Origin of the sequence: Streptomyces sp. NPDC087420 (genome assembly GCF_044744165.1) — a bacterium.
Classification (GTDB): domain Bacteria; phylum Actinomycetota; class Actinomycetes; order Streptomycetales; family Streptomycetaceae; genus Streptomyces.
Genome location: NZ_JBIUXU010000018.1, coordinates 65,407 through 91,179 on the forward strand (window position 1 = coordinate 65,407; position 25,773 = coordinate 91,179).

A 25,773-nucleotide genomic window follows, 5' to 3' on the forward strand; every position below is an offset into this window, starting at 1 on the left:
AAGACACAGGACGGGGGTCGTGTGCAGGCGTCACCACAGCAGCGAGCGGCTGACCATCGGCCGTATTTCTTTCTGAGTTACGCACACACACCGAGGGACGGGGCGGGAGGGCCCGACCCGGACATGTGGGTCGAGCGGCTCTTCCGGGATCTGTGCGGCCATGTGCTGGCCATGACCGACCTGCCGGCGGGTGCGCCGCCGGGCTTCATCGACCGGGAGATACGCTCCGGCGAGGGCTGGTCGGAACGGCTCGGCGAAGTCCTCTCCACCTGCCGGGTGTTCGTGCCGCTGTTCTCGCCGCGCTACTTCGCCAGCGAGATGTGCGGCAAGGAGTGGTACGCGTTCGCGCAGCGTGTCATCTACCAGCAGGCGAAGAGCAACAACCCGTCGGACGCGATCGTGCCGGCCCTCTGGGTGCCGGTGCCACCGCAGCAACTCCCCGGTCCCGCCGAGCGGTTGCAGTTCAACCACCGTGACTTCGGGGACCGTTACGTCACCGACGGGCTCTACGGGCTGATCAAGCTCCGGATATTCGCCGAGGAGTACGAGCGGGCGGTCTACGAACTCGCCAAACGCATCGTCAGTGTCGCCGATACCGCGGCCGTCGGCCCCGGCCGGCCCCTCGACTACCGCCAGGTGCCCAGCGCGTTCGGGGCCAACGGCGGTCCGCGCCCCATGCAGGTCACCGTGGCCGCGCCCACCCACCACGACCTGCCCGAGGGGCGGACCCCGCACTACTACGGCGGTACGGCCCAGGACTGGAATCCCTACCACCCCGACTCCGTCAGGCCGTTGGCGTACGTCGCACGGGATCTGGTGCGCTCGCTCAACTACCAGGCGGACATCATGTCGTTCGACGACGTCGCCGTACCGCACGACGGCAAACAGGCGCCCACCCGGCCGGAGATCCTGCTGGTCGACCGGTGGGCCCTGCACGACGAGGAACAGCGCGAGCGGCTCGCCGCGTTCGACGCCGAACACCGGCCCTGGGTGAGCGTCGTCGTGCCGTGGAACCGCGAGGACCAGCAGAGCAGGGCGGCCGAGACGGAGCTGAGCGAACAGCTGGAGCGGACCATGCCCAGGAAGATGGGCCAGGGCCGCACCGCCTGCCGGGCCGCCGCCAAGGGCGTGCCCAGCATGGAGGCGTTCGGCCAGATCCTGCCGCAGGTCGTCGAGGCCGCCGCCCAGCAGTACCTGAGACACGCGGCGGTCTACCCGCCGGCCGGCGGCAGCCACACCGAACGGCCGCGCCTGCGCGGCCCGATGGCCGCCGAGTACGCGACGACGTACTACTTGCCCGAGACGCACGACCTGGCGCCCGATGCGGAGGACACGGATGACAGAACGTCGTGACGGACGCATCGTCACCTTCTACTCGTACAAGGGAGGTACGGGCCGGACGATGGCCCTGGCCAATACCGCCTGGATTCTCGCCGCGAACGGAAAGCGTGTCCTGGCGGTCGACTGGGACCTGGAGGCACCCGGCCTGCACCGGTTCTTCCACCCCTTCCTCGACCCCTCCACCCTCGGTGCCACCACCGGGGTCATCGACCTGATCACCGAGTACGCGTGGGCCGCGACCAGCCCCGTCGAGCGGTCCGACGACTGGCACCGCGACTACGCGCGTATCCAGCCGCACGCCGTCTCCCTCACCCCGGAGAACCTGGGCTGGGAGTTCCCGGCCGGCGGCACGCTCGACTTCGTCTCCGCCGGGAAGCAGAACCGCGAGTACTCCGCGACGGTCTCCACCTTCGACTGGGACAACTTCTACGACCGGCTCGGCGGCGGCCACTTCTTCGACGCGCTGCGCGACGACATGAAGGCCAACTACGACTACGTCCTCATCGACAGCAGGACCGGTCTGAGCGACATCGCCGACATCTGCACCGTCCACCTGCCCGACGCCCTCGTCGACTGCTTCACCCTCAGCGACCAGTCCATCGACGGCGCCGCGGCCGTCGCCCGCCAGATCGACGAGCGCTACGGCGGCCGGGGCATCAAGATCTTCCCCGTGCCGATGCGCATCGACGAGGGCGAGAAGGAGAAGGCCGACGCCGGACGCGCCCTGGCCCGGCTCAAGTTCGACCGGTTCCCCGGCGGGCTCTCCGGGGAGGAACTCACCGCCTACTGGGGCGCGGTGGAGATTCCGTACCGCCCCTACTACGCCTACGAGGAGACCCTCGCGACCTTCGGCGACGAGGCCGGGCTGAGCAACTCGCTGCTCTCCGCCTTCGAGCGGGTCACCGCCTATGTCACCGAGGGCGCCGTCACCGCGATGCCCCCCGTCGGGGAGGAGGCGAGGCTGCGCATCAGGGACGCCTTCACCCGCCGCCGCCCCTCGCTGCCCGCCGACCTCTTCCTCAGCTATGTGGCCGAGAATCGGATGTGGGCCGACTGGGTCGAATCGGTGCTCACCCGGGCCGGGTTCCGGGTCGTGCCCCGGGACGTCTCCGCCGATCCGGCCGCCGCGGGGACCGGCAAGGGCGCGGCCGCGACCGCCACGGCCGCCGAGACGGCGGCCCGTACCGTCGTGCTGCTGTCCACCGCCTACCTCAAGTCCGCCCGCGCCGTGGAGGTGTGGACCCGCGCCGCGTCCGAGGACCCCGGCGGCGGCCGGCGGCAGCTGGTGCCGCTGCGGGTCGGGGACGTACGGCTCACCACGCCGTACATCGACCGCAACCCCGTCGACCTCTACCGGCTGGACGAAGTCCACGCCACCACCGCCCTGTTACGAGCGCTGGAGCGGCCCGTCCAGCTCACCGACGCGGTCGCGCCGGGCCCGCGCTTCCCCGGCACCGTCCCCAAGATCTGGAACGCGCCCGCCCGCAACCCCGGCTTCACCGGGCGCTCCCTCGTGCTGGAGCGGATGCGCGACCAACTGGGCGGCGGCATGGCCGTGGTGCTGCCCCAGCCGCAGACCCTGTACGGACTCGGCGGCATCGGCAAGACGCAGGTCGCCCTGGAGTACGTGCACCGCTTCATGGCCGACTACGACCTGGTCTGGTGGATCTCCTCCGAGCAGGTCGCGGACGTGGTGGCCGGCCTCGCCGAACTGGCCGTACGGCTCGGGGCCCAGGGCGGCGAGGACATGGCGGCCGCCTCGCAGGAGGCCGTCGACCTGCTGCGGCGCGGCGTACCGTCCTCGCGCTGGCTGCTGGTCTTCGACAACGCCGACGACCCCGAACTCCTCAAGCGCTTCTTCCCGTCGGGCGGTCCCGGCCACGTGCTGGTGACCTCGCGCAATCAGACCTGGTCGCAGTACGGCGACGCGCTGCCCGTCGACGTCTTCCTGCGGGAGGAGTCCGTCGAACACCTCCAGCGGCGCGCGCCCGGGCTGAGCGCCGTGGACGCCGACAAGGTCGCCACCGCCGTCGGGGACCTGCCCCTCGCCGTCGAACAGGCCGCCGCCTGGATCGCGGAGACCGCCACCCCCGTCGCGGACTACCTGGAGCAACTGGCCCAGCAGGCACCCAGCGTGCTGGCGCTCAACCAGCCCGCCGGCTACCCGGAACCGGTCGCCGCCACCTGGAACATCTCCATCCAGCGGCTCAAGGAACGCTCGCCCGCGGCGGTACGGCTGCTCCAGCTCTGCGCCTTCTTCGCCCCCGAGCCGATCTCCGCGAACCTCCTCTACAGCAAGGAGATGATCGAGGCGCTCAAGCCGTACGACGCCTCGCTCCAGGAGACGCTGGTCCTCGGCCGGGTCATCCGGGAGATCGGCCGGTTCGCGCTGGCCAAGGTCGACCAGGTCGGCAACAGCATCCAGGTGCACCGGCTGGTCCAGGCGATCATCAAGGCCCAGCTCACCGAGGAGGAGCAGCAGGACGCCCGGCACGCCGTGCACCGGATCCTGGCGGGCGCCAGGCCCGACGACGACGAGCCGATCGACAACCCCGGCACCTGGGAGCGGTTCAATACCATCTGGCCGCACCTCGTGCCGTCGGACGCCGCCCGGTGCAGGAAGCCGGAGACCCGCCGGCTGATGATCGACCGCGTGCGCTACCTCTGGAAGCGCGGCGACCTGCCCGCCGCCTTCGAACTCGCCAACGACCTGCGGGACGTGTGGCGGGAGAAGCTCGGCAACGACGATCTCCAATACCTCTACCTGCGGTTCCACCTCTCCAACATCCTGCGCTCGCAGGGCCGTTACGTGGAGGCGCGGGAGCTGGACGAGGAGACCCTGGCGCGCCAGCGCGTGGTGCTGGGGGCGTCCCACCCGCACACGTACATGACCACCAGCGGACTCGCCATGGACCTGGGCACGCTCGGCGAGTACGGCAAGGCGATGGAGCTGGCGACGGAGGCGCACGAAGGGTTCAGCTCGATCTTCCACGAGTCGCACCCCCGGACGCTCGCCGCCGCCAACAACCTCGCCCTGAACCTGCGGATGGTCGGATACTTCTCCCGTGCGCGGGAGTTGGACCAGGACGTCTTCGACCGGCGTACCGAGGTGCTGGGCCCGGTGCACCCGTACACCCTCTCCTCCGCCGCCAGCCTCGGGCGGGACCTGCGGGAGATCGGCCGGTACGAGGACTCGGCGGCGCTGCTCAGCCGGACGTACGCGACGCTCAAGGAGCAGATGGGGCAGGCGTTCCCGGGCACGCTCGTCGCGGCCAAGAGCCTGGCCGTGTCGCTGCGCAGGGCGGGCCGCCTGGAGGACGCGCGGCGGCTGACCACGGCCACCCGCAACCGCTACCGCGCCAAGTACGGCACGGAGGTCAATCCGGACTCGCTGGCCTGCGACCTGAACCTGGCCGCCGACCACTTCTCGGCCGGGGAGCCGGTGGCGGCCAGGGACCTGGCGCAGGAGGTCGTGGACCAGTACATGAAGGTGCCGGGGGAGCGGCACCCGTACACTCTCGCCGCGATCAACAACCTCGGGATCTACCACTGGGGTTGCGGGGCACCCGAGCTGGCGGAACAACTGCTCCAGGGCGCTCTGCGGGCCATGCGGGAGGTGCTGGGGGACGAACACCCGCACACGCTCTTCTGCACGGTCAACCTCGCCAACGCCAAGGCGGACCTGGGGGAGTTGGAGGAGGCGCTGGCCATCGAGCGGGCCGCTGTCGCCGGGTTGCGCGAGGCGCTGGGCGCGCACCACCCCGAGATGCTCGCCGTCGTCTCCAACCTCTGTGTGACGCTGGGGTCCTTGGGCCGCAAGGACGAGGCGGCGCCGATCCGCGCGGAGACGGTGGAGGAGCTGACCCAGCTGCTCGGCGAGGACCACGCGCTGACCCGGCTGGCGCGGGACGAGCGCAGGGTGCACCGCGACCTGGAGCCCCTGGTGGTGTAGCCGTCTCCTTCCGGGTGCCGGACGGGCTCGGGCCGGCACCCGGGAGCGCGGGGGAGCTTCGGTGGTCGCCAGGATTGGGCTTGGCGCTGGCCCAGCACGAACAGAACGAACCCGAGGAGCTTTCGGAATCAACCTTTGGCTGACCGGAGGGCGGACGTTGAACGCGATCCCGGCATGGAGGCGCTGACCCCTGCCTACCGCCCCACCGCCGGGTCGAAGCGGTCCCAGGCGCGGTGGTGTGCCAGCAGTTCGGTGACGCCGTCCAGTACCGCCGTGGGGTCGGTGGCGGTGGTCACCACGCCGGGGGCGTCGGGTGCGATGCCGGCGGTTTCCAGGGCGTCGGCCCCGTCCGCCCACGCGCCCAGTGCCTTGCCGTGCCGGTACGCCTCCGTGATCAGCAGAAGGACCCGAGGGTCGATCCCGGCGGCCACCGCCAGGTCGTCGTCGACCTTGGCGTCGCGGGCACCGCTCGCGTCGGCGCCGGGGGCCGGTGCGCCGGCGAGGAGGATGGCGTCGAACTCGGTGGAGCGGGCGGTGGCGAACGTGCGCTGCACGGTGACGGGTTCGCCGTCCTGGTCGAGCTTCCCGCCGGTCGGGGCGATGACCAGCGGGACCATGCCGGCGTCCAACACCGCCCGGCGGACCGCCCGTACGCCGGACAGATCCTGGTCGCCGGCGGTGACGATGCCGATGATCCGGCCGTCGCTCGGCCACCTGCCGCCCAGCTGTGACAGGGCGGGGCTGGGCTGCGGCTCGGTCAAGGGTACGGTCGCCCCCGGCGCCGGCAGACCCAGTCCGGCGGCGACCTGCTCGCACAGCTCGCCGTCGATGTTGGCGAGGACGAGCAGGGCCCGTTCCTTGATCGTCTGCTCCCAGCACTTGTTCAGTTCGAAGGTGTACGCGGCCACGATGTGCTCGCGCTCCGTGGGCGTCACGCTGAGCCAGAACAGCCGGGCCTGGCTGAAGTGGTCGTCGAACGACGCCGGCGCCTCGCGGACCTTGCGGGACGCCGGCACCTCGACCGGTACCTCGATGTAGGCACCGGTGTCGGCGCCGGCCAGGAACGGGCAGCCACCGTCGAGGGAGTTCGGCCGGTAGGGTGCCACACCGCTGTGGACGGCGCTCTGGTGCATGCCGTCGCGCAGCATGTCGTTGACCGGCGCGTGGGTGCGGTTGACCGGCAGCTGGCCGAAGTTGGGTCCGCCCAGCCGGCTGATCTGGGTGTCGAGGTAGGAGAACAGGCGGCCCTGGAGCAGCGGGTCGTTGGTGACGTCGATGCCGGGCACCAGGTGGCCGACGTGGAAGGCGACCTGTTCGGTCTCGGCGAAGTAGTTCGACGGGTTCGCGTTGAGCGTCATCAGACCGATCGGCTGGATCGGCGCGAGCTCCTCGGGCACGAACTTGGTCGGGTCCAGCAGATCGATGCCCTCGAACATCTGGTCGTCGGTGTCGGGGAAGGTCTGCACTCCCAGTTCCCACTGGGGGAACGCGCCGGCCTCGATCGCGTCGGCCAGGTCCCGGCGGTGGAAGTCCGGGTCGACGCCCGCGGTGATCTGCGCCTCCTCCCAGACCAGCGAGTGGACGCCCAGCTTCGGCTTCCAGTGGAACTTCACCAGCGTGCCGGCGCCCTCGGCGTTCTCCAGCCGGAAGGTGTGGACGCCGAAGCCCTCCATCATGCGGTAGGACCGCGGGATGCCCCGGTCCGACATGTTCCACAGCGTGTGGTGGGTGGCCTCGGTGTGCAGGGTGACGAAGTCCCAGAACGTGTCGTGCGCACTCTGGGCCTGCGGGATCTCGCGGTCGGGGTGCGGCTTGCCGGCATGGATCACGTCGGGGAACTTGATCGCGTCCTGGATGAAGAAGACCGGGATGTTGTTGCCGACCAGGTCGAAGACGCCCTCGGAGGTGTAGAACTTCGTCGCGAAGCCCCGGGTGTCGCGAACGGTGTCGGCAGAACCGCGTGAGCCGAGCACGGTGGAGAAGCGGACGAACACCGGCGTCTCGACGTCCTTCGCGAGGAACGCGGCCTTGCTGATCCCCGACGCGGTGCCGTAGCCCTGGAAGACGCCGTGTGCGGCGGCGCCCCGGGCGTGCACCACCCGCTCGGGGATGCGCTCGTGGTCGAAGTGGGTGATCTTCTCCCGCAGGTGGTGGTCCTGCAACAGCACCGGTCCGCGCGGGCCGGCCTTGAGCGAGTGATCGGTGTCGTACAGCCGGGCGCCCTGCGCGGTCGTCAGCCGCTCTCCGCCCTGCGCCACCTTCTTCGGCGGGACTCCGGTCTCCTGCCCGGTCGGGCTGTACGTGTCAGGCCCGCGCTGGTCGGACTTGGGCGGCAGCGGACCGGCCGGCTCGGTCGGCTCGTCCAGCGGCGGCGGCACGGGTCCCGGCGCACCCGGGATCTCGTTGCCGGGCCGGACGGCGTCCTGCACCTTCTCGGCCACCTTGTCGGCGACAGCCGTCACGGGGTTCTTCTTCGCGTTCACTGCGTTCCGATCGTTGAGGGAGGGGGCGGAGTGACACCGTCGGAGGTCTGGGGCCAGTGGGGTCCGCAGGAGCCGGGTACCCCCTTCCGGCGTCGTGACGCGACAGCGCACCCGCTCGACGGACGGATTCACCCGATCGGTGTCCCCGACAGTCACTGTTCACGGCTGTTCACCGCTGCTGACAGCGGCCCTCACCGTGAGCCGGACGTCGCACGGGCGAGCGTGGGCGCGAACCGTGCGGAGGGGAAGACACCCTCTGGGCTTCAGCGAGTCCGACCGGGGGCGAGCCGAAGCCTCTCAGTGCGCCTGCGGCGCCCGTACCTCCACCGTGCCGTCGTCGGCCGTGCGGGTCTCGAACGAGGGCTGTGGCGAGGTGGCGGGACCGCGCACGTTCCAGCCGTCCGAGAGCCGGAAGACGCTGCCGTGCCAGGGGCACGTGACGCAGCCGTCGGCGAGTGTCCCCTGCGAAAGCGGGCCGGAGTCGTGACTGCACCGGTCGGCCAGGACGTTGATGTGCCCCCCCGCCTCACGCACCACCAGCAGGGCCACCTCACCCACGAGCCGGCGTACCGCCTCACCGACGGGGAACTCCTCCATCCGCCCCAGGGTCTGCCAGCCCGGGTCCATCACATGCGACACCGGCTCCGCCTTGTTGGCACCGGCGGCCTGCCGATAGGCGAGGTGCCCGCCCAACGCTCCCCCGAGGCCCAGCGCTCCGAGGCCGGCGAGACCGAGCGCCCGGCCGAGCACGGGCCGGCGACGGCCACGGGCCACCCAGGACGCCGTGTACAGGCCGATGGCCGCGCCGTTCGCCAGCGCGTGCACCAGTCCGACACGACCCTGTTCCTCGTGCTGCTCCGCCCAGTCCACCCATCCCGCCAGGGCGGCCGGGAGGGCCGACACCACGCCGAGCCCCACCAGAAGACGTGCGTGACGGCCCCCACCGGGCACGGCGTCCAGCACGGCGGCCGACAGCCAGGAGCCCGTCGGGATCTGGACCAGGATCGGATGGAGAGGGTGTCCCAACGGCCTGCCGTGCAGTACGTCCCGGGAGCGGCCCAGGGGCAGCGCGTGCACCAGCCGTCGCATCCCGGTGATCAGCGGGTCCAGCTTTTCGAGGTGGCCGAGGCGGTCCACGGACGCGAGCAGGGCCGTCTCGGCCCGCCTGACCGTCTCGTCCGCCCGTTCCACACGAGCGGTGGCAGGGGCCGGCTTCGATGTGCGCATGGACAAGGAGTTGCCGATGTCGCTGTTTTTGAAACAAGTGGCGCGGCTGTCCGAACGGGTCACACCGATGGCGCCGGTCCTCCGGTCCCTCACAGACTGAAGCCCCGGAGCGAATGCCTCCGACTCGCCGGCCACGGGAGGCGACGGACCATGGCACACCCTTCCGGCGGCGACGCGGCGAACGGCGGCGAAGGTCCCCGCCGCACCACGGCGGCGGCCAAGGGACCCATGAACCTGCGCATGGAGTCCTGGCGCGGGGCGTTGAAACGTACCGTCAGGGAATTCAAGGAAGACAACCTCAGCGACTGGGCCGCCGCCCTCACCTACTACGGGGTTCTTTCCCTCTTCCCGGCGCTCCTGGCACTCGTGTCCATCGTGGGGCTGCTGGGCAGCTCGGACATCCAGTCGCTGATCGACAACGTCGGGAAACTCGCGCCCGGGTCGGTCCGTGACCTCCTGGACCGTGCGCTGACGCAGATCCAGAACGGCCGGACCGAGGCCGGGGTGGGTCTCGCGGTCGGGATCGTCCTCCTGGCGGCCGTCGCGATCGGGGTGGTGTTCACCGGTTCGCTGGCACGCGAGACGGGGCGTGTCCTGGGGGTGGGGAACACCGGCGTCACCGTGTGGAACTACGCCAAATGGCCCGTGATGGTCGTGCTGTTCAGCCTGGTGATCGCTGTGCTGTACTGGTTCGCTCCCAACGTCCGGCGCGGCTTCCGGTGGATCACCGTCGGCAGCGTCCTCGCGGTCCTCCTGTGGATTCTCGCCTCCGCCGCGTTCGCCGCGTACGTGGCGAACTTCGGCAGCTACAACAAGACCTACGGCAGCCTCGCCGCGATCATCATCTTTCTCGTCTGGCTGTGGATCTCCAACATCGCCCTGCTCCTGGGCCTCCAGTGCAACGCCGAACTCGAACGGGGACGCGCCATCGAGGCCGGGCACCCTCCCGACGAGGAGCCGTACTCCGAGCCGGGCGACACGCGGAAACTCTGACAGGCGCCCGTACTCATTCGCCGACGAGCGGTCCGGCGCGGAGCCGGGACAGGATGCGCGACAGGAGACGTGAGACGTGCGTCTGGGAGATGCCGACCCGCCCGTACGTGAAGGATCCACGCACCGGCGACCGTACGACCACCCCGGCTTCTCGCCGGAAGCCGGACGGTACTCATGATCACGCGGAGTGCTCACGGAACCGCGGAACCTGGACGGGACCAGTGTGAGGCGGGCGCGGCGGTCAGTCGTTGAGCAGCCAGGTGAGGGTACGGGGCAGGGCGTGCAGCGCGGCGAAGTGCGCGGCGGCCGGCTCCAGCACGGTGGTGACGTCCGGGATGCGCTCCGCCAGCCAGCGGGTGTGACCGACCGGTGAGAAGACGTCCTTCTCGCCGTGCCACAGCAGCACAGGCCCCTGGATGTCGGCGGGGTCGAAGCCCCACGGGCTGCAGAAGGCGAGCGCGTCGTCGATCCAGCCGTACGCCGAAGTCCTCAGCGCCTCCTGGTAGTTCCGCAGCAGCATCGTCCTGACACCGATGTCGGAGACCACCCTACGGTCGGAGTCGGTCAGCTCCCTGCGCAGATCGTCCAGCAGCCGCACCGGGTCCTTCCTGATCGCGTCGGCGCGCGGGGTGAGCCGGGCCGCCACCCCGTCCGGGTCCACGGACGCGGTGGTGTACTCCAGGACGTTCGAGGCGGCCATGCCCTCGAACCAGTCGAGCCCGGCCGCGTCCCGCGGCGCGAGGGTGACCAGCGCGGCGGTACGGGTCACCCGGTCGGGCAGCAGCGCGGCGCAGGCCAGCGCGTGCGGAGCGCCGCCCGAGCGGCCCACCACGGCGAACCGCTCCAGGCCCAGGGCGTCGGCGATCGTCGTCACGTCCTGGGCCACGTCGGCGACGCTGCGCCCCTGGAGCCGGTCGGAATCCCCGTACCCCGGACGGTCGTAGGCGATCAGCTGCATCCCCCGCTGGTACAGGACCAGGCCGCGGGGGGCGGGGCCCAGTCTGCTGCCCGGCGTGCCGTGCAGCAGGAAGATCGGTCTGCCGTGCGGGTCGCCCAATCGCTCCACCATCAGATGCCGCCCGTCCGCCCCGCGCACGCGACGTCGCAACCCCCGCCCCTTCCTCGTGTACAAGCACCGTGTTCCTGCATTCCCCGCCGGTGTGCTGATCACCCCTCAGGGCGGGCGGCGAGGCCGGTTCACGCCGTTTGTCCCGGGGCAGCCGTGGGGCTCCTGGGACGGATGGGAGGAGTGAGGGTCGGTTTCAGGACAGGACTAGTCCTCACCCCCTGCTGCTCCGCTGGTCGCACCGGGTGTTCGCAGATGGAACCGTTCCTGTCCCGCCCCGGATGGCCGAGAGGCCCGGGGCCGTTCGGCTGGCGGTGAGCGCGTCCTGAACTCGACCTTGTGTGCTACTCGCCGGTCTCGGAATAGTGGGCGCCTCATCCCCGTGCCAGGACACCCCACATGTTCCGGCACGGTTCCCCCCACAGGAGGTCGATGGTGCAGCACCGGCGCATTTCGAAGAAGCGGGCGACGCTGGCAGGTGGTGCGGTGGTCGCGTTGGTGGCGGCCGGCCTTACCTTCCAGACTGCGAACGCCAGTGAAGGAACGGCTCCTCCCGCCCTGAAGTCGCTGACGGCGGCGGCGGCCGGAAATCTCGCCTCGACGCTCGACGACAGCCTGGGCGGCGACACGGCCGGCTCGTACTACGACGCCTCGACCAAGGCGTTGGTGGTGAACGTGGTCGACGAGCAGGCGGCCGAGACGGTCCGCGAGGCCGGCGGCCGGGCCAGACTGGTCGAGAACACCCTGGGCGAGCTCAAGGACGCGTCGCGCACCCTCGCCGACCGGGCGGCCCTCCCCGGCACGTCCTGGGCGGTCGACCCGGTGACCAACAAGCTCGCCGTCACGGCCGACAGCACGGTCGTGGGCGCCGCCTGGGACCGGCTCGGCGGTGTGGTGAAGGACCTGGGAGGCAAGGCGGAACTTTCCAAGGTGGCGGGGGAGTTCCAGCCCTTCGTGGCCGGCGGTGACGCGATCACGGGCAGCGGCGGACGCTGCTCGCTCGGCTTCAACGTGGTCAAGGACGGCCAGCCGTTCTTCCTGACGGCGGGGCACTGCACGGAGGCCATCCAGACCTGGTCCGACGCGCAGGGCACCCAGATCGGGACCAACGCGGGTTCCAGCTTCCCGGACAACGACTACGGCCTGGTGAAGTACGCCGCCGGGGTCGCCCACCCCAGCGAGGTCGATCTCTACAACGGCACCGCGCAGGCGATCACCGGGGCGGGCGCGGCGACGGTCGGGCAGCAGGTGACCCGGAGCGGCTCCACCACCCAGGTGCACAGCGGCCAGGTCACCGGGCTCGACGCCACCGTGAACTACGGCAACGGCGACATCGTCAACGGGCTCATCCGGACCACGGTCTGCGCGGAGCCGGGCGACAGCGGCGGCTCGCTGTTCGCGGGCTCCACCGCGCTCGGGCTGACCTCGGGCGGCAGCGGCGACTGCACGGCGGGCGGGACGACGTTCTTCCAGCCGGTGCCGGAGGCGCTCGCCGCGTTCGGGGCGCAGATCGGCTGACCCGCGTCACCTCTGAGCATCACCTCTGACCGGCCTCACGCGCCGGACGGGCCCGGATCGGACCCGTCCGGCGCGTGAGCCGTTCCCGGGCCGGTGGTGGCGGGCTCCCCGCCCGGCGGCCGGCCGTCGCCGGCCGTTCCGCTCCGCCCGCCCTTCCCGCCCTTCCCGCGCAGCGAGGACATGACCAGCAGGAGCAGGGTGCCCCCGACCGCCCAGGCGGAGAGCACGATCAGCCGCACGGCGATCGCGTTGCCGTGGAAGTACGCGATCGAGCGGGCGACCCAGGTGGCGGAGCCCGGCGGCAGCGCGGGCCCGATCGAGCGCCAGAAGTCCGGCAGCAGCGGGATCGGTACGGCCCCGCCCGCGCTCGGGTTGCCCGCGACGACGATCAGCAGGATCGCCGCGCCGATGCCGACGATGCCGAAGACCGACTGGAGGGCCAGGGTGGCCGCGCCGACCGCGAAGACGGTGAGCGCGCCGAGTCCCCACAGCCCGAACAGGCTGCCCGGCAGCGCCGACAGGATCGGCCCGGTGATCACCGCGCCGAGCAGGCCGCCGACGATCGCGTACACCGCCGTCACGAGCAGCCGGATCGTCGCCCTGCCGCGGTTGGCCGGCCGCGCCCCGGCGCTGATCGCGAGGGCACCCGCGCACAGGTAGCCGCCGACACACCAGCCGACGACCAGGTAGAACGAGGACAGGCCGTGGGCGTCGTGCGGGGAGGCGGGCGCGACGTCGTCCAGCCGGAGGCCCCGCCGCTGCCGCTGTTCGATCTGGTCGAAGACGCTCACCACGACGCTGGTCTCGGTGGACCCCTGCCCCGAGGCGACCAGCAGGGTGTCGGTGGTGCCCCGGGTGTCGATGATCAGCGCGGCGTCGATGTCGCGGTTCAGCATCTGGTGGCGCGCGGTCCCCTCGTCGGGGAGCGTGCGCGGGGAGAGCGGCTTGCCCGGCAGCTGCCCCAGCTCGGCCGCCAGCTGTCCGGCGAGCTGCCCCGGGGCGACGACGGCGACCTTCACGTCCGTGGGCTTCGGACTGTGCAGCGCCCCCACGTAGGACGCGATGAAGAGCAGCTGCAACCCCAGCACCCCGACGATGAGCAGCGCGGCCCTCGGGGTGACCGCCGTCTTCACCTCGTCCAGGAAAGTCATGCCCCCACGGTCCGGGGCCGGGGGTATCCCCGCAGGTGGGAGGGGGCCGAATGGTCGAGGGAACGCTAATCGTACGCACGTTCGAAACTTGGTCTATGGTGGGGACGGGGGAGGTGAGAACGGTGAGAACGGACGGAGCCAGGAGGTGCGGATGCCCAGGTTCACGCATCTGCGTACCGTCTCCGGGTTCTCCCTGCGGTACGGGGCCTCGCACCCGGAGCGGCTGGCCGAGCGCGCGGCCGCGCGGGACATGGACGCCCTCGCGCTGACCGACCGCGACACCCTCGCGGGCACGGTCCGCTTCGCCAAGGCGTGCGCCGAGGAGGGGATCCGTCCGCTGTTCGGGGTGGAGCTGGCGGTGGGCGAGCGGGGGGCCGAGGGGGCCCGTACGGCGGCGCGATCCGGCGTCGGCGAGCGGGCCCGTACGGGAGGCTCCGGCGGGGTTCGTACGGCGGATTCCGGCGTCGGCGAGCGGGCCCGTACGGCAGGATCCGGCGGCGCCGCCCGCCGGCGGGTGCCCGTGCGGGGCGGTGCCTTCGTGGACGAGTCCGCGCCCCGCGCGGTTTTCCTCGCCCGGGACGGTGCGACCGGCTGGGCGGACCTGTGCCGCCTCGTCTCCACCGCGCACGCCGCCGGGGAGGGCAGCCCCCTGCTGCCCTGGCAGGACAACCACGGCGACGGGCTGACCGTGCTCCTCGGCCCCGGCTCCGAGACCGGCCGGGCCCTCGCGGCGGGACGCCCCGACCGGGCCGCGCGCCTCCTCGCGCCCTGGCGGGAGGTCTACGGGGACGCGCTGCGCCTGGAGGTCGTGCACCACGGCCGTACGGGCACAGGACCGGGATCGCTGCGGCACGCCGCCCGCACGCTCGGGTTCGCCACCGAGCAGGGGGTACGGGCCGTGCTCAGCAACGCCGTGCGCTACGCCGACCCCGGGCAGGGGCCGGTCGCCGACGTGCTCGACTCGGCCCGCAGGCTCATGCCCATCGACCCGCGCGGCGTCCTCGACAGCGGGGAGCGCTGGCTCAAGGAGCCGGACGCGATGGTCCGTACCGCCGAACTGGTCGCCGAGGCCGCCGGATTCCGGCGGGACATCGCGCACCGGCTGCTCGCCCTGACCGAGGAGACCGCCGCGAGCTGTGTGGTCGACCCCGAGGACGACCTGGGCATCGGCACCGTCCACTTCCCCGAGCCCCGGCTGGTCGGCGCGGACCGCCGCAGCGCCGCGCGGGTCCTGCGCTCACGCGCCGCCGCCGGGATGGTGCTGCGCGGCTACGACCGGCGCGACAATCACCGGGAGTACTGGGACCGGATGGACGGCGAGCTGCGCACGATCGACCAACTCGGCTTCGCCTCCTACTTCCTGACGGTGGCTCAGGTCGTGGACGACGTGAAGGGGATGGGGGTCAGGGTCGCCGCGCGGGGCTCCGGCGCGGGGTCCCTGGTCAACCATCTGCTGGGCATCGCCCACGCGGACCCGGTCGCGCACGGCCTGCTGATGGAACGTTTCCTCTCCACTCGCAGGCAGCCGCCCAGGCAGCCCACCGGATGGCGTGAGCTGGAGCTCCCCGACATCGACATCGACGTCGAGTCCGCGCGGCGGCTGGAGGTCTACCGCGCGATCCTCGACCGGTTCGGCCCCGAGCGGGTCGCGGCCGTCGCCATGCCGGAGACGTACCGGGTGCGTCATGCCGTACGGGACGTGGGCGCGGCCCTCTCCATGGACCCCGCCGACATCGACCGGATCGCCAAGTCCTTCCCGCACATCCGGGCCAGGGACGCCCGCGCCGCGATGGAGGAACTGCCCGAACTGCGCGCGCTGGCCGGGGAGTCGGAGCGGGGCGGCGCGAAGTACGGCCGGCTGTGGGACCTGGTGGAGGCGCTCGACGCGCTGCCGCGCGGGATCGCCATGCACCCGTGCGGGGTGCTGCTCTCGGACGCCTCGCTGCTGCGCCGTACCCCGGTGGTGCCGACCAGTGGCGAGCACTTCCCCATGGCCCAGTTCGACAAGGAGGACGTCGAACGGCTGGGGCTGCTCAAACTCGACGTCCTGGGCGTACGGATGCAGTCGGCGATGGCGCACGCCGTCACGGAGATCGCGCGCGCCACGGGCGAGGAGCTGGACCTGGACGATCCGGCACAGGTGCCGGAGGGCGACCCGGAGACGTACCGGCTGATCCGCTCCGCCGAGACCCTGGGCTGCTTCCAGATCGAGTCGCCGGGACAGCGCGATCTGGTCGGCCGGCTCCAGCCCGCGACCTTCCACGACCTGGTGGTCGACATCTCGCTCTTCCGGCCAGGACCGGTGGCGGCCGACATGGTGCGCCCGTTCATCGAGGCCAGACACGGCCGGGCGCCCGTCCGTTACCCCCACGCCGACCTGGAGAAGGCGTTGAGCGAGACGTACGGGGTGGTCGTCTTCCACGAACAGATCATCCGGATGGTGGACATCATGACGGGCTGCGGCAAGGAGGAGGCGGACAAGGTGCGGAGAGGACTGTCCGACCCCACGTCGCAGGGCCGGATCCGGGTCTGGTTCGAGCGGCTGACGCGGGAGCGGGGGTACGCGCCCGACGTGATCGCGCGTACCTGGGAGATCATCGAGGCGTTCGGCTCGTACGGCTTCTGCAAGGCGCACGCGGTCGCGTTCGCCGTACCGACCTACCAGTCGGCGTGGCTCAAGGCGCACCACCCGGCCGCCTTCTACGCCGGGCTGCTCACCCATGACCCGGGGATGTATCCGAAGAGGCTGCTGCTGGCGGACGCGCGGCGGCGGGGGGTGCCGGTACTGCCGCTGGACGTGAACCGGTCGGCCGTCACCCATCGAATCGAACTGGTGTCTGGTAGAGGGTCTGATGGGGAGTCCCGGCCGTCCGGCGGGGACTCCCGGCCGGGGACCTGGGGGCTGCGGCTGGCGCTCTCCGACGTCCATGGCATCAGCGAGGCGGAGACGGCACGGATCGAGGCGGGGCAGCCGTACTCCTCGCTGCTGGACTTCTGGCAGCGGGCCAGGCCGGGCCGCCCGGTGGCCGAACGGCTCGCGCAGGTGGGCGCGTTGGACGCCTTCGGCGCCAACCGCCGGGATCTGCTGCTGCACCTGTCCGAACTGCACGGAGCGCAGCGGAGGGTGGGCTCCCGCGGTGACCAACTCCCGCTCGGCGGAGGGCAGCGGACCGCTCCCGTCGGACTGCCCGACCTGGGCGACGCGGAGCGTCTCAGCGCCGAGTTGGGCGTGCTCGGCATGGACGCCTCCCGTCATCTGATGGGGGACCACTACGCGTTCCTCAAGGAACTGGGCGCGATCTCGGCCAAACGGCTGCGGGACGTGCCCCACGGCAGGACCGTCCTGGTGGCGGGGGCCAAGGTGGCGACCCAGACCCCGCCGATCCGCTCCGGGAAGCGGGTCATCTTCACGACGCTGGACGACGGGACGGGCCTGGTGGACCTGGCCTTCTTCGACGACAGCCACGAGGCGTGCGCGCACACGGTGTTCCACTCCTGGCTGCTGCTGGTACGGGGGGTGGTGCAGCGGCGCGGGGCGCGGAGCCTGAGCGTGGTCGGGGCGGCGGCGTGGAACCTGGCGGAGCTGGTGGAGCTGCGGAAGGAGGGCGGCCTGGAGGCGGTCGCGGCGGCGCTGGACGCGCAGGCGCCGGCTTCTTCGCCTTCTTCGCCTCCTTCGCACGGCTCGCCTTCTTCGTCCGACTCGGCTTCGGTACCGGCCTCTTCGGCCGCCGCCGCCCCGTCCGGGGACAACGGCCGGCGGATCAAGATGTCCACCGGTTACGAGATGAACCCGTGGTCCGACCTCCGGCCGCCCGGCGAAGGCCTGCCCACCGGGCGGAAGTTGTGGCACTCCAGCCCGGGGAGCGCGGGATGATCCTCTGTGTACGCCTGCCCCGCGACGCCGAGCCGGCCCTGCCCGCGCTGCTCGGGCTGATCGAGGACATCAGCCCGGTCGTCCAGGTGCTGCCACCCGGCTCCGCGCTGGTCGATGTGCGCGGCGCCGAGCGGTACTTCGGCCTCGACGCGGCCGGGATCGCCGCCGTCCTGCGGGTGCGGGCGCTCGCGCACCTCGGCACCGGCTGTGTGATCGGGGTGGCCGCCACCCCCATGCTGGCCCGGATGGCCGCGGACGAGGCCGCGCCGGGGACGACGTTCGTCGTGCCCGACGACGAGCGCGCGGTCGAGCGGTTCCTGGCGCCGGGACCGGTCGGCGCGCTGCCCGGGATCGGTACGGCGACGGCCCGGACGCTGCGGTCGTACGGCCTCGACACCATCGGCGCGGCCGCCGCCGTACCGCTCTCGACACTCCAGCGGATCATCGGGGTGCGCCTGGGGCGCGAGGTGTACGAGAAGGCGCACGGCATCGACCGTACGCCGGTTGTCCCGAACGCCGCCGCGCGCTCGATCGCGGCCGAACGGACCTTCCCGCTGGACGAGTTGCACCAGGAGCGGCAGCGGCGCGCGCTGCTCTCGATCACGGAGGAGCTGGGAGTCGGGATGCGGGGGGCGGGCCAGGTGTGCGGTGCCCTGACCCTCACCGTGCGGTACGCGGACCGGTCCACGACCGTCCGTACCCGCGCGCTGCGTGAGCCGACCGCACACTCCGCGGCGCTCGCCGGAGCCGTATACCGGATCCATGGGTCGCTCGGACTGCAACGGGCGCGGGTGCGGGCTCTTTCCGTACGGGCCGAGGGGCTGATCCCGGCCGGCCGGGCCGCCCGGCAGCTGACGTTCGACCCGGCCGACGACCGGGCGCGGCGGATCGAGGCGGTGGCCGACCTGGTCCGGGCGAAGTTCGGGGCCGGAGTGTTGCTGCCGGGATCGCTGGCCGCGTGAGGTTAACGTGAAGCACGTCACATTTTACTGACGCGTAACTTCCCTTCTGCTTTCTACTCGTGCGTAACTTGCGGGAGAACAGCCAACCTTGTGGTCCGGGCCATGTGGGCTGACAGTCATCGCCATTTCCCTTGAGCCGCAAGGAGATCGCCCGATGCTGCCCTGGAACGACCCGAACAGACGGTCGTGGACGCGTGTGCCGGTGCTGCTGGCCGCGCTGCTGACCGCACTGACGATCACCGTGACCCCGGCCGCCGCGACCACGATCGACACCCCCACGCGCGTCACCGCTTCCGCCGCCTCCGTTTCCGCTCCCCCCGCCCCCGCCTCCGCATCCGCCGTGAGCAGTGGGTGGAACAACTACTCCTGCAAACCCTCGACTGCGCACCCCCGTCCGGTTGTCCTCGTCCACGGCACCTTCGGGAACGCCGTCGACAACTGGCTCGGCCTCGCGCCCTACCTGGTCGACCGGGGTTACTGCGTCTTCTCGCTCGACTACGGCCAACTCCCCGGCGTGCCGCTGTTCTACGGCCTCGGCCCCATCGACGCCTCCGCCGCGCAGCTCGCCACGTACGTCGACAAGGTCCTCGCCGCGACGGGCGCCCCCGAGGCGGACCTCGTCGGGCACTCGCAGGGCGGGATGATGCCGCGCCACTACCTGAAGTTCCTGGGCGGGGCGGCGAAGGTGAACGCCCTGGTCGGGATCGCCCCCGACAACCACGGCACCACACTGCTCGGGCTCACCCGCCTCCTGCCGTACTTCCCCGGCGCGCAGGACCTGTTGACCGAGACGACACCGGGGCTCGCCGACCAGGTGGCCGGATCCCCCTTCCTGACCCGGCTCAACGAGGGCGGTGACACCGTCCCGGGTGTGCGCTACACCGTCATCGCCACGCGGTACGACCAGGTGGTCACGCCGTACCGCTCCCAGTTCCTGACCGGTCCCGGTGTGCGCAACGTGCTGCTCCAGGACCTGTGCCCGGTCGACCTCTCCGACCATGTGGCGATCGGGATCCTCGACCGGGTCGCCTTCCACGAGGTGGCCAACGCGCTGGACCCGGGCCGGGCGACCCCGACCACCTGCGCGTCGGCGATCGGCTGACCCGCGCCACGCCGGGCCCGTGCCGGGTTTCGTAACTCGTTGTGATGAAGGGCCGTTTGATTACGGTTGGTGAGCGGCCAGGAGCAGCATTCTTCCCCTCGGCGGACGCACCCCGTGTCCGCGTTCCGACGGAAGGACACCCCCATGCTGCGTATTCTGGCCGGCTCCCTCGCCACGGTCGCCGCTCTCGGCATCGGCCTGACCAGCCCCGCGACCGCCACGACGACGGCTAAGACCGCTTCGACGGCGGCCGTGCCCACGGTCGCGGCTCCGGTTCCGGTGGCGGGGCTGTCGTGTGACGGGGACACGTACAAGTGCACGGCGGATCTGAAGTTCGGTGACGGTCGGTGGAAGGCGCGTTGGGACGCGTCGGTGTTCCACCAGGCGCCGGGCTCGGCGGAGCGGAGTGCGGCGGCGGTCGCGGCTCCGGTTCCGGTGGCGGGGCTGTCGTGTGACGGGGACACGTACAAGTGCACGGCGGATCTGAAGTTCGGTGACGGTCGGTGGAAGGCGCGTTGGGACGCGTCGGTGTTCCACCAGGCGCCGGGCTCGATGGAGCGGAGTGCGGCGGCGCTCGCCGCTCCGGTCCCGGTGACCGGTCTGACGTGTGACGGCGACACCGGCGCGTGTACGGCGGATCTGAAGTTCGGTGACGGCGGCTGGCGGGGGGGTGGGGGCGCCACCATGTCCCCCGCGGCGTTGCGGGTATCCCGTCCGCCCCGGGCCGCCGGGCCCGCCCCGGGGGGGGCCCCGGTGTGACGAGCGCTCGTCACACCGGGGCCCACCGCTGTCCGCGTGGGGTCAGCGGCCGTGGCGCCCGGAGGGTACGGCCCTGCGGCGGACCGTGCCGAACATCACCGCGGCGCCGATGGCCAGCGCCGCCGTGCCACCGATCGCGAAGTACGGGGTGGCGCCGTCGGCGCCGGTCTCGGCGAGGTTCTCCTCGGTGCCGGTGGGCTGCGCGCCGGCCGCGGCGGCGGTGTCGGTGCCGGCGTCGGTGGCGGTGGCGTCGGGGGCCTGTCCGGCCGGGGCGGCGGCGTTCTTGGCCTCGGGGTAGTTGGCGTCGTCGTCGCCCTCCGCCTCGGCCGCCGGCTTCTCCGCGGCGGCCGTGTCCGTACCCGCGCCGTTTCCGCTGCCGGGGCCGGTGGAGGCGTCGTTGTCGCCGTGCCCGTTGTGCTCGATGGTCGACTTGTCCGCGCCGTCGGCGACTTCCTGCTCGGTGGGCGCGGACGGGGCCGGTACGGCGCCGTCGACCGTGCCGTTGTCCTTCCCGAAGACCACGTCGGAGCAGGTGTAGAAGGCCTCGGGGCTGTCCGAGCGCTGCCAGATCGAGTAGATCAGGTGACGGCCGGTCTTCTTCGGGACGATCCCCGTGAACACGTAGTCACCGTTCACCAGCTTCGGGTCGGTGACCTTGAGGAAGGGCTTCGCCTCCAGGTCCGACCACGTGAGCGGCTTGGCCGGGTCGTACCCGTCCTTCGTGACGTACAGCTCGAAGGAACCCCGGTGCGGCGCGGTGCCCTTGTAGCGGAAGGTGCGGTTGCCCGCCGTCATCGGGGACGACGGCCAGTCGGCGCGCGCCAGGTCGAGCCCCTTGAACTTGTCGTTGCCCGCGCTGCACAGCTTGCCGTCCGGGATCAACTGCTGGTGCTTCCCGGCCGCGTTGGCGATGTTGACGCCGTTCCAGTCGTACAGCGCCTGGGTGCCACCGACCGCCACCGCCGCCTTGCACGCCTCCGACTTGGGGCTCTCGGGACCCTCCGCGTAGCACGCGGCCACCCGGCTGACCGGGTCCGTCATCGAACCGTGCGCGGCGGCCGGGCCGGCGGCGAGAGCGGCCAGCGCGAGGGGAGCGACGCCCAGGACGACGATCCCGGTGGCGGTACGACGAACGGTCATGAAGTGGTTCTCCTTCTGAGCGGCACCAGCTGCGAGAGCTGTACAGGCGAACAGTCCGGAGCGGGAGGCACCCGGGAACAAGGCAACCTCCCGATGCCCCACCCCCCGGTCCCGACCCCGCTCCGGCGCTCAGCAAACTAGCCGCTCCCGACCCCCGAATCCGCCGTCACCAGGGGGCGGAGCCGATCCTTATGTCTCTGTTAAGGAAGACCTAAGAAGCCCCTGAGGAAACCACCGCGCCGGCTCCGCCACACCGCACCGCACCTCAGCCGATCCACCGGTAGCGCCGCTCCGGCCGCCCCGTACCGCCGTACTTGAGCGTCACCCGCGCCCGTCCCGTGTCCGCGAAATACTCCAGGTAGCGCCGGGCGCTCACCCGGGACAGGGCGCCCGCGTCCGCGCACTCCGTCGCCGACAACCCGTCCGGGTACTCACGCAACGTACGTTCCACCAGGTCCGCCGTATGGGCGGCCAGCCCCTTCGGCAGCTCCCTGCTCCCCGGCGGCCGGGTGCCGAAGATCTGGTCGACGTCCTCCTGGCGCGCCTCGCCCAGCCCCGCCAGCCGGGTCCGCAGCGCCGCCACGTGCCGCAGCTGCTCCTGGAGGGCGGTCTGGTTGAACGGCTTGATCAGATAGTGCAGCGCTCCGGTCCGCAGCGCGGCCCGGATCACCCCCGCGTCCCTGGCCGCCGTGATGAACAGCGCGTCGGCCACCGCCCGGCCCGTGTCCCGCTCCTCCGCCGCCCGCAGCTCGCGCAGCACGCTGATGCCGTCCATGTCCGGCAGGTAGATGTCGAGCAGGACCACGTCGGGGCGCAGCGCCTCGGCGGCGCGCAGCGCGTCGGCGCCGTTGTGCGCCACCCCGACGACCGTGAAGCCGTCCATCGCCGACACAAAACGGCTGTGCAGCTTCGCGACCATGAAGTCGTCGTCCACCACCAGCACTTTCATCACGCCGTCACCGTAGGGCGCGACCACAACGACCACAACGTCCGTTGATTCCGGAAGAGAGACAGGTTGTTAACACGCGGGCAACATGTGGGCCACTTCACAGTTTTCCGAGGGAAATCCGAAAGGAAATCCGAAAGGCGGCACACGTGCGACTCCGCACTCCCCTCGCCCTGCTCGGGTCGGCACTGCTGGTGCTGGTGGGGCCGCCCCTGCTCAGCGCGGGCAGCGGCGACGACACCGGCACACAGATCCCCGGCCTGCGTTTCATGGTCCCCAACACGCCCGGCGGCGGGTACGACATCACGGCACGCACCCTGGCGAAGAACGCCGAGGACGCGGAGCTGACCCACAACATCGAGGTGTTCAACCTGCCGGGCGCCGGTGGCACCGTGGGCCTCACCCGGCTCGTCGGGGAGCACGGCAACGGCAAGCTCGCCATGTCCATGGGCCTCGGCGTCGTCGGCGCCGTCCACACCAACAAGTCCCCCAAGACGCTCGCCGACACCACTCCGATCGCCCGGATCACGGAGGAGTCGGACATCGTCGTGGTCGGCAAGAACTCCCCGTACCGCACCATCGCCGACCTGCTCACCGCCTGGAAGAAGAACCCCGCCAAGGTGCCGGTCGGCGGCGGTTCCTCGCCCGGCGGGCCCGACCACCTCGCCCCCATGCTGATGGCGAAGGCCGCGGGCATCGCGCCCAAGACCGTCAACTACATTCCCTTCGACGGCGGCGGGGAACTGCTCGCCTCCATCCTCGGCGACAAGGTCGCCTTCGGCGTCTCGGGCCTCGGGGAGTACCTCGACCAGATCAAGGCCGGTGAGCTGCGGCTCCTCGCCGTCACAGGACCGGAACGGATACCGGGCCTGGACGCCCCCACCCTGCGCGAGGCGGGCCTCGACACCGACTTCACCAACTGGCGCGGCATCGTCGCACCGCCCGGCCTCTCCGACGCCGAGAACGCCAAACTCCTCACCTTCGTCAAGAAACTGCACGACTCGCCCGAGTGGCGCGAGTCCCTCAAGAAGAACGGCTGGGACGACGCCTTCCTCACCGGCGACGCGTTCGGCGACTTCCTCGCCGCCGAGGACCGCCGGGTGGACTCCGTCCTCAAGGAGCTGGGACTGTGACCACACCGACCGAATCCACCGCCACCTCCCCCGCGACACCCGCCGGCGGGCCCGGCGCGCGCCGCACCTGGCTGCGTGAGCACTCCGAGATCGGTGTCGGCGTCCTGCTGCTCGCCCTCGGCGTCCTCGTCCTCACCGACGCCCTCACCATGGACGTCGAGATCACCCAGCGCGGCCCCGTCGGCCCCAAGACCGTCCCGATCGTGGTCGGTGTCGGCCTGGTCGTCGTCGCCGTCCTGCTCACCCTCGACGTCCTGCGCGGCGGCCGGGGCGAGGCGGAGGGCGGCGAGGACATCGACCTGAGCGAACCGGCCGACTGGCGTACGGTCCTGCTCCTCGCCGGAGTCTTCCTCGGCAACGCCGTCCTCATCGGCCCCCTCGGCTTCCCGATATCCGGCGCCCTGCTCTTCTGGGGCTCGGCGTACGCGCTCGGCAGCCGCCACCTCGACCGCGACCCGCTGATCGCCGCGAGCCTCTCCCTCGTCACCTACTTCGTCTTCGACAACCTGCTCGGTGTCCCCCTCCCCGGTGGCCCGCTGATGGGGGTGCTGTAAAAAACATGGACTCCCTCAACTCCCTGATGGACGGGTTCGGTACGGCTCTCACGCCGATGAACCTGCTCTGGGCCGCGATCGGCGTGCTGCTCGGCACGGCGATCGGCGTCCTGCCCGGCATCGGCCCGGCGATGGCCGTCGCCCTGCTGCTCCCGGTCACCTACGGACTCGAACCCACCGGCGCGTTCATCATGTTCGCCGGGATCTACTACGGCGCGATGTTCGGCGGCTCCACCACCTCGATCCTGCTCAACACCCCCGGCGAGAGCGCGGCCGTCGTCGCGGCGATCGAGGGCAACCCGATGGCCAAGGCGGGACGCGGCGCGCAGGCGCTCGCGGCCGCCGCCGGCGGGCACTTCGCCGGTGGCATGATCGGTACGATCCTGCTCGTCGTCCTCGCCCCGACCGTCGCCTCCCTCGCGGTGGACATCGGCGCCCCCGACTACTTCGCGATCATGGTGCTGGCGTTCATCGCCGTCACGTCCGTCCTGGGCTCGTCCCGGATCCGCGGACTCGCCTCGCTGCTCATCGGCCTCACCCTCGGCCTCGTCGGCCTGGACCAGATGACCGGCCAGCAGCGCCTCACCTTCGGCTCGCTCCAACTCGCCGACGGCATCGACGTGGTGATCGTCGCGGTCGGCCTCTTCGCGATCGGCGAGGCCCTGTGGGTCGCCGCCCACCTGCGCCGCTCCTCGGGCGAGGCCATCCCGGTCGGCCGCCCCTGGCTCGGCAAGGAGGACGTACGGCGCACCTGGAAGCCCTGGCTGCGCGGGCCGCTCATCGGCTTCCCGTTCGGCGCGATCCCGGCCGGCGGCGCGGAGATCCCGACCTTCCTCTCGTACGTCACCGAGAAGCGGCTTTCCAAGCACAAGGACCAGTTCGGCAAGGGCGCCATCGAGGGCGTCGCGGGCCCCGAGTCGGCGGCCTCGGCCTCGGCCGCCGGGACCCTCGTCTCGATGCTCACCCTCGGCCTGCCCACCACGGCCGTCGCCGCCGTGATGCTCGCCGCCTTCCAGCAGTACGGCATCCAGCCGGGACCGCTCCTCTTCGAACGCGAACCCGACCTGGTCTGGGGCCTGATCGCCTCGCTCTTCGTCGGCATGGTGCTGCTGCTCGCGCTCAACCTGCCGCTCGCGCCGGTCTGGGCGAAGCTGCTGCGCATCCCCAGGCCCTACCTCTACGCGGGGATCCTCTTCTTCGCGGCCGTCGGCGCGTACGCGGTCGGCGGGGAGGCGCTGGACCTGGTGATCCTGCTGATCATCGGTCTGATCGGGTTCGGGATGCGGCGGTACGGGCTGCCCGTGCTGCCGGCCGTCATCGGGGTGATCCTCGGCCCGGCGGCGGAACAACAGCTGCGGCGCGCGCTCCAGATCAGTGACGGGAGTGTGAGCGGCCTCGTCAACACACCCTTCTCGGTCACCGTGTACGCGGTGGTGGTCCTGTTGCTGGTGTGGCCCCTGGTGAGCAAGCTGATCGCCCGCGGGCGGGGGCGTGGCGAGTCCACGCCATAGCCGTCCACGTGGGCCGGAAGCCGGCCACCGCCCGCCGTCGTCCGGGGGCGCCGAGGGACTC

At 71.6% G+C, this 25,773-nt stretch carries 17 protein-coding genes; 11 read left to right on the plus strand and 6 right to left on the minus strand.

All coding sequences use genetic code 11. The annotated features are described in order from the left end of the window. Positions 1-21: 21 nt before the first annotated feature. Together fsxC and fxsT are read left to right on the plus strand one after the other, a co-directional pair. On the plus strand, positions 22-1,353 hold the full coding sequence (fsxC, locus tag ACIO1C_RS32140) for an FxsC protein (protein ID WP_401870243.1): 1,332 nt from the start codon (positions 22-24) through the stop codon (positions 1,351-1,353). Further along, the gene (fxsT, locus tag ACIO1C_RS32145; RefSeq protein ID WP_401870246.1) at positions 1,337-5,293 is read left to right on the plus strand and encodes an FxSxx-COOH system tetratricopeptide repeat protein; all 3,957 of its coding nucleotides are present in this window, start codon (positions 1,337-1,339) and stop codon (positions 5,291-5,293) included. Before fsxC ends, fxsT begins: the two co-directional genes overlap by 17 nt. Positions 5,294-5,487: 194 nt before the next feature. Here fxsT and ACIO1C_RS32150 read toward each other — a convergent pair whose 3' ends face one another. Beyond that, on the minus strand, positions 5,488-7,755 hold the full coding sequence (locus ACIO1C_RS32150; protein ID WP_401870249.1) for a catalase: 2,268 nt from the start codon (positions 7,753-7,755) through the stop codon (positions 5,488-5,490). Positions 7,756-8,073: 318 nt separating this feature from the next. Then, positions 8,074-9,003, minus strand: a complete 930-nt coding sequence (locus ACIO1C_RS32155) for a Rieske 2Fe-2S domain-containing protein (RefSeq protein WP_401870252.1) — start codon at positions 9,001-9,003, stop codon at positions 8,074-8,076. 150 nt (positions 9,004-9,153) lie between these two features. Between ACIO1C_RS32155 and ACIO1C_RS32160 the strand changes: the two genes are divergently transcribed. After that, a complete protein-coding gene (locus ACIO1C_RS32160; protein ID WP_401870255.1) occupies positions 9,154-9,996 on the plus strand; it encodes a YihY/virulence factor BrkB family protein in 843 nt (280 codons plus the stop codon). Positions 9,997-10,237: 241 nt separating this feature from the next. On the opposite strand, the gene ACIO1C_RS32165 is transcribed toward ACIO1C_RS32160, so the two are convergent. Continuing rightward, positions 10,238-11,104, minus strand: coding sequence for an alpha/beta fold hydrolase (locus ACIO1C_RS32165; RefSeq protein WP_401870257.1), 867 nt, complete (start codon positions 11,102-11,104; stop codon positions 10,238-10,240). Between the two features lie 393 nt (positions 11,105-11,497). Here ACIO1C_RS32165 and ACIO1C_RS32170 point away from each other — a divergent pair, with 393 nt between their 5' ends. Further along, positions 11,498-12,580, plus strand: a complete 1,083-nt coding sequence (locus ACIO1C_RS32170) for a S1 family peptidase (RefSeq protein WP_401870454.1) — start codon at positions 11,498-11,500, stop codon at positions 12,578-12,580. A gap of 35 nt (positions 12,581-12,615) precedes the next feature. On the opposite strand, the gene ACIO1C_RS32175 is transcribed toward ACIO1C_RS32170, so the two are convergent. Beyond that, positions 12,616-13,731: an ABC transporter permease gene (locus ACIO1C_RS32175; protein WP_401870259.1), complete on the minus strand. Its 1,116-nt coding sequence runs from the start codon at positions 13,729-13,731 to the stop codon at positions 12,616-12,618. A gap of 151 nt (positions 13,732-13,882) precedes the next feature. Between ACIO1C_RS32175 and ACIO1C_RS32180 the strand changes: the two genes are divergently transcribed. From ACIO1C_RS32180 to ACIO1C_RS32195, 4 genes are all read left to right on the plus strand, one after another. Next, positions 13,883-17,605, plus strand: a complete 3,723-nt coding sequence (locus tag ACIO1C_RS32180; RefSeq protein ID WP_401870261.1) for a DNA polymerase III subunit alpha — start codon at positions 13,883-13,885, stop codon at positions 17,603-17,605. Continuing rightward, positions 17,602-18,567 carry a DNA polymerase thumb domain-containing protein gene (locus ACIO1C_RS32185; protein ID WP_401870264.1) on the plus strand — a complete coding sequence of 322 codons (966 nt, stop codon included), beginning with the start codon at positions 17,602-17,604 and terminating at the stop codon, positions 18,565-18,567. Before ACIO1C_RS32180 ends, ACIO1C_RS32185 begins: the two co-directional genes overlap by 4 nt. Positions 18,568-18,721: 154 nt before the next feature. Then, complete coding sequence (locus ACIO1C_RS32190) at positions 18,722-19,669, plus strand: esterase/lipase family protein (RefSeq protein WP_401870266.1); 948 nt, start codon at positions 18,722-18,724, stop codon at positions 19,667-19,669. Between the two features lie 144 nt (positions 19,670-19,813). Then, positions 19,814-20,428, plus strand: coding sequence for a hypothetical protein (locus ACIO1C_RS32195; RefSeq protein WP_401870269.1), 615 nt, complete (start codon positions 19,814-19,816; stop codon positions 20,426-20,428). Positions 20,429-20,470: 42 nt separating this feature from the next. On the opposite strand, the gene ACIO1C_RS32200 is transcribed toward ACIO1C_RS32195, so the two are convergent. Together ACIO1C_RS32200 and ACIO1C_RS32205 are read right to left on the minus strand one after the other, a co-directional pair. After that, positions 20,471-21,568 (minus strand): lytic polysaccharide monooxygenase, encoded by a 1,098-nt coding sequence (locus ACIO1C_RS32200; RefSeq protein ID WP_401870271.1) that lies wholly within the window; start codon positions 21,566-21,568, stop codon positions 20,471-20,473. Positions 21,569-21,833: 265 nt separating this feature from the next. Then, a complete protein-coding gene (locus ACIO1C_RS32205) occupies positions 21,834-22,517 on the minus strand; it encodes a response regulator (RefSeq protein WP_401870457.1) in 684 nt (227 codons plus the stop codon). A 146-nt stretch (positions 22,518-22,663) separates the two neighbouring features. Here ACIO1C_RS32205 and ACIO1C_RS32210 point away from each other — a divergent pair, with 146 nt between their 5' ends. Genes ACIO1C_RS32210 through ACIO1C_RS32220 form a run of 3 tightly spaced genes read left to right on the plus strand, consistent with a single transcriptional unit; the run spans position 22,664 to position 25,712 of the window. Further along, the gene (locus tag ACIO1C_RS32210) at positions 22,664-23,647 is read left to right on the plus strand and encodes a Bug family tripartite tricarboxylate transporter substrate binding protein (RefSeq protein WP_401870274.1); all 984 of its coding nucleotides are present in this window, start codon (positions 22,664-22,666) and stop codon (positions 23,645-23,647) included. Then, on the plus strand, positions 23,644-24,201 hold the full coding sequence (locus ACIO1C_RS32215) for a tripartite tricarboxylate transporter TctB family protein (protein WP_401870276.1): 558 nt from the start codon (positions 23,644-23,646) through the stop codon (positions 24,199-24,201). The genes ACIO1C_RS32210 and ACIO1C_RS32215 overlap by 4 nt, the downstream gene beginning before the upstream one ends. A 5-nt stretch (positions 24,202-24,206) precedes the next feature. Next, positions 24,207-25,712, plus strand: a complete 1,506-nt coding sequence (locus tag ACIO1C_RS32220) for a tripartite tricarboxylate transporter permease (protein ID WP_401870279.1) — start codon at positions 24,207-24,209, stop codon at positions 25,710-25,712. The last annotated feature ends 61 nt before the right edge of the window (positions 25,713-25,773 follow it).

Coding starts and splice junctions, on each gene's coding strand:
- fxsT (WP_401870246.1), top strand. CDS start 1,337: ATGACAGAACGTCGTGACGGACGCATCGTCACCTTCTACTCGTACAAG.
- ACIO1C_RS32155 (WP_401870252.1), bottom strand. CDS start 9,003: ATGCGCACATCGAAGCCGGCCCCTGCCACCGCTCGTGTGGAACGGGCG.
- ACIO1C_RS32160 (WP_401870255.1), top strand. CDS start 9,154: ATGGCACACCCTTCCGGCGGCGACGCGGCGAACGGCGGCGAAGGTCCC.
- ACIO1C_RS32175 (WP_401870259.1), bottom strand. CDS start 13,731: ATGACTTTCCTGGACGAGGTGAAGACGGCGGTCACCCCGAGGGCCGCG.
- ACIO1C_RS32180 (WP_401870261.1), top strand. CDS start 13,883: ATGCCCAGGTTCACGCATCTGCGTACCGTCTCCGGGTTCTCCCTGCGG.
- ACIO1C_RS32185 (WP_401870264.1), top strand. CDS start 17,602: ATGATCCTCTGTGTACGCCTGCCCCGCGACGCCGAGCCGGCCCTGCCC.
- ACIO1C_RS32190 (WP_401870266.1), top strand. CDS start 18,722: ATGCTGCCCTGGAACGACCCGAACAGACGGTCGTGGACGCGTGTGCCG.
- ACIO1C_RS32195 (WP_401870269.1), top strand. CDS start 19,814: ATGCTGCGTATTCTGGCCGGCTCCCTCGCCACGGTCGCCGCTCTCGGC.
- ACIO1C_RS32200 (WP_401870271.1), bottom strand. CDS start 21,568: ATGACCGTTCGTCGTACCGCCACCGGGATCGTCGTCCTGGGCGTCGCT.
- ACIO1C_RS32205 (WP_401870457.1), bottom strand. CDS start 22,517: ATGAAAGTGCTGGTGGTGGACGACGACTTCATGGTCGCGAAGCTGCAC.
- ACIO1C_RS32220 (WP_401870279.1), top strand. CDS start 24,207: ATGGACTCCCTCAACTCCCTGATGGACGGGTTCGGTACGGCTCTCACG.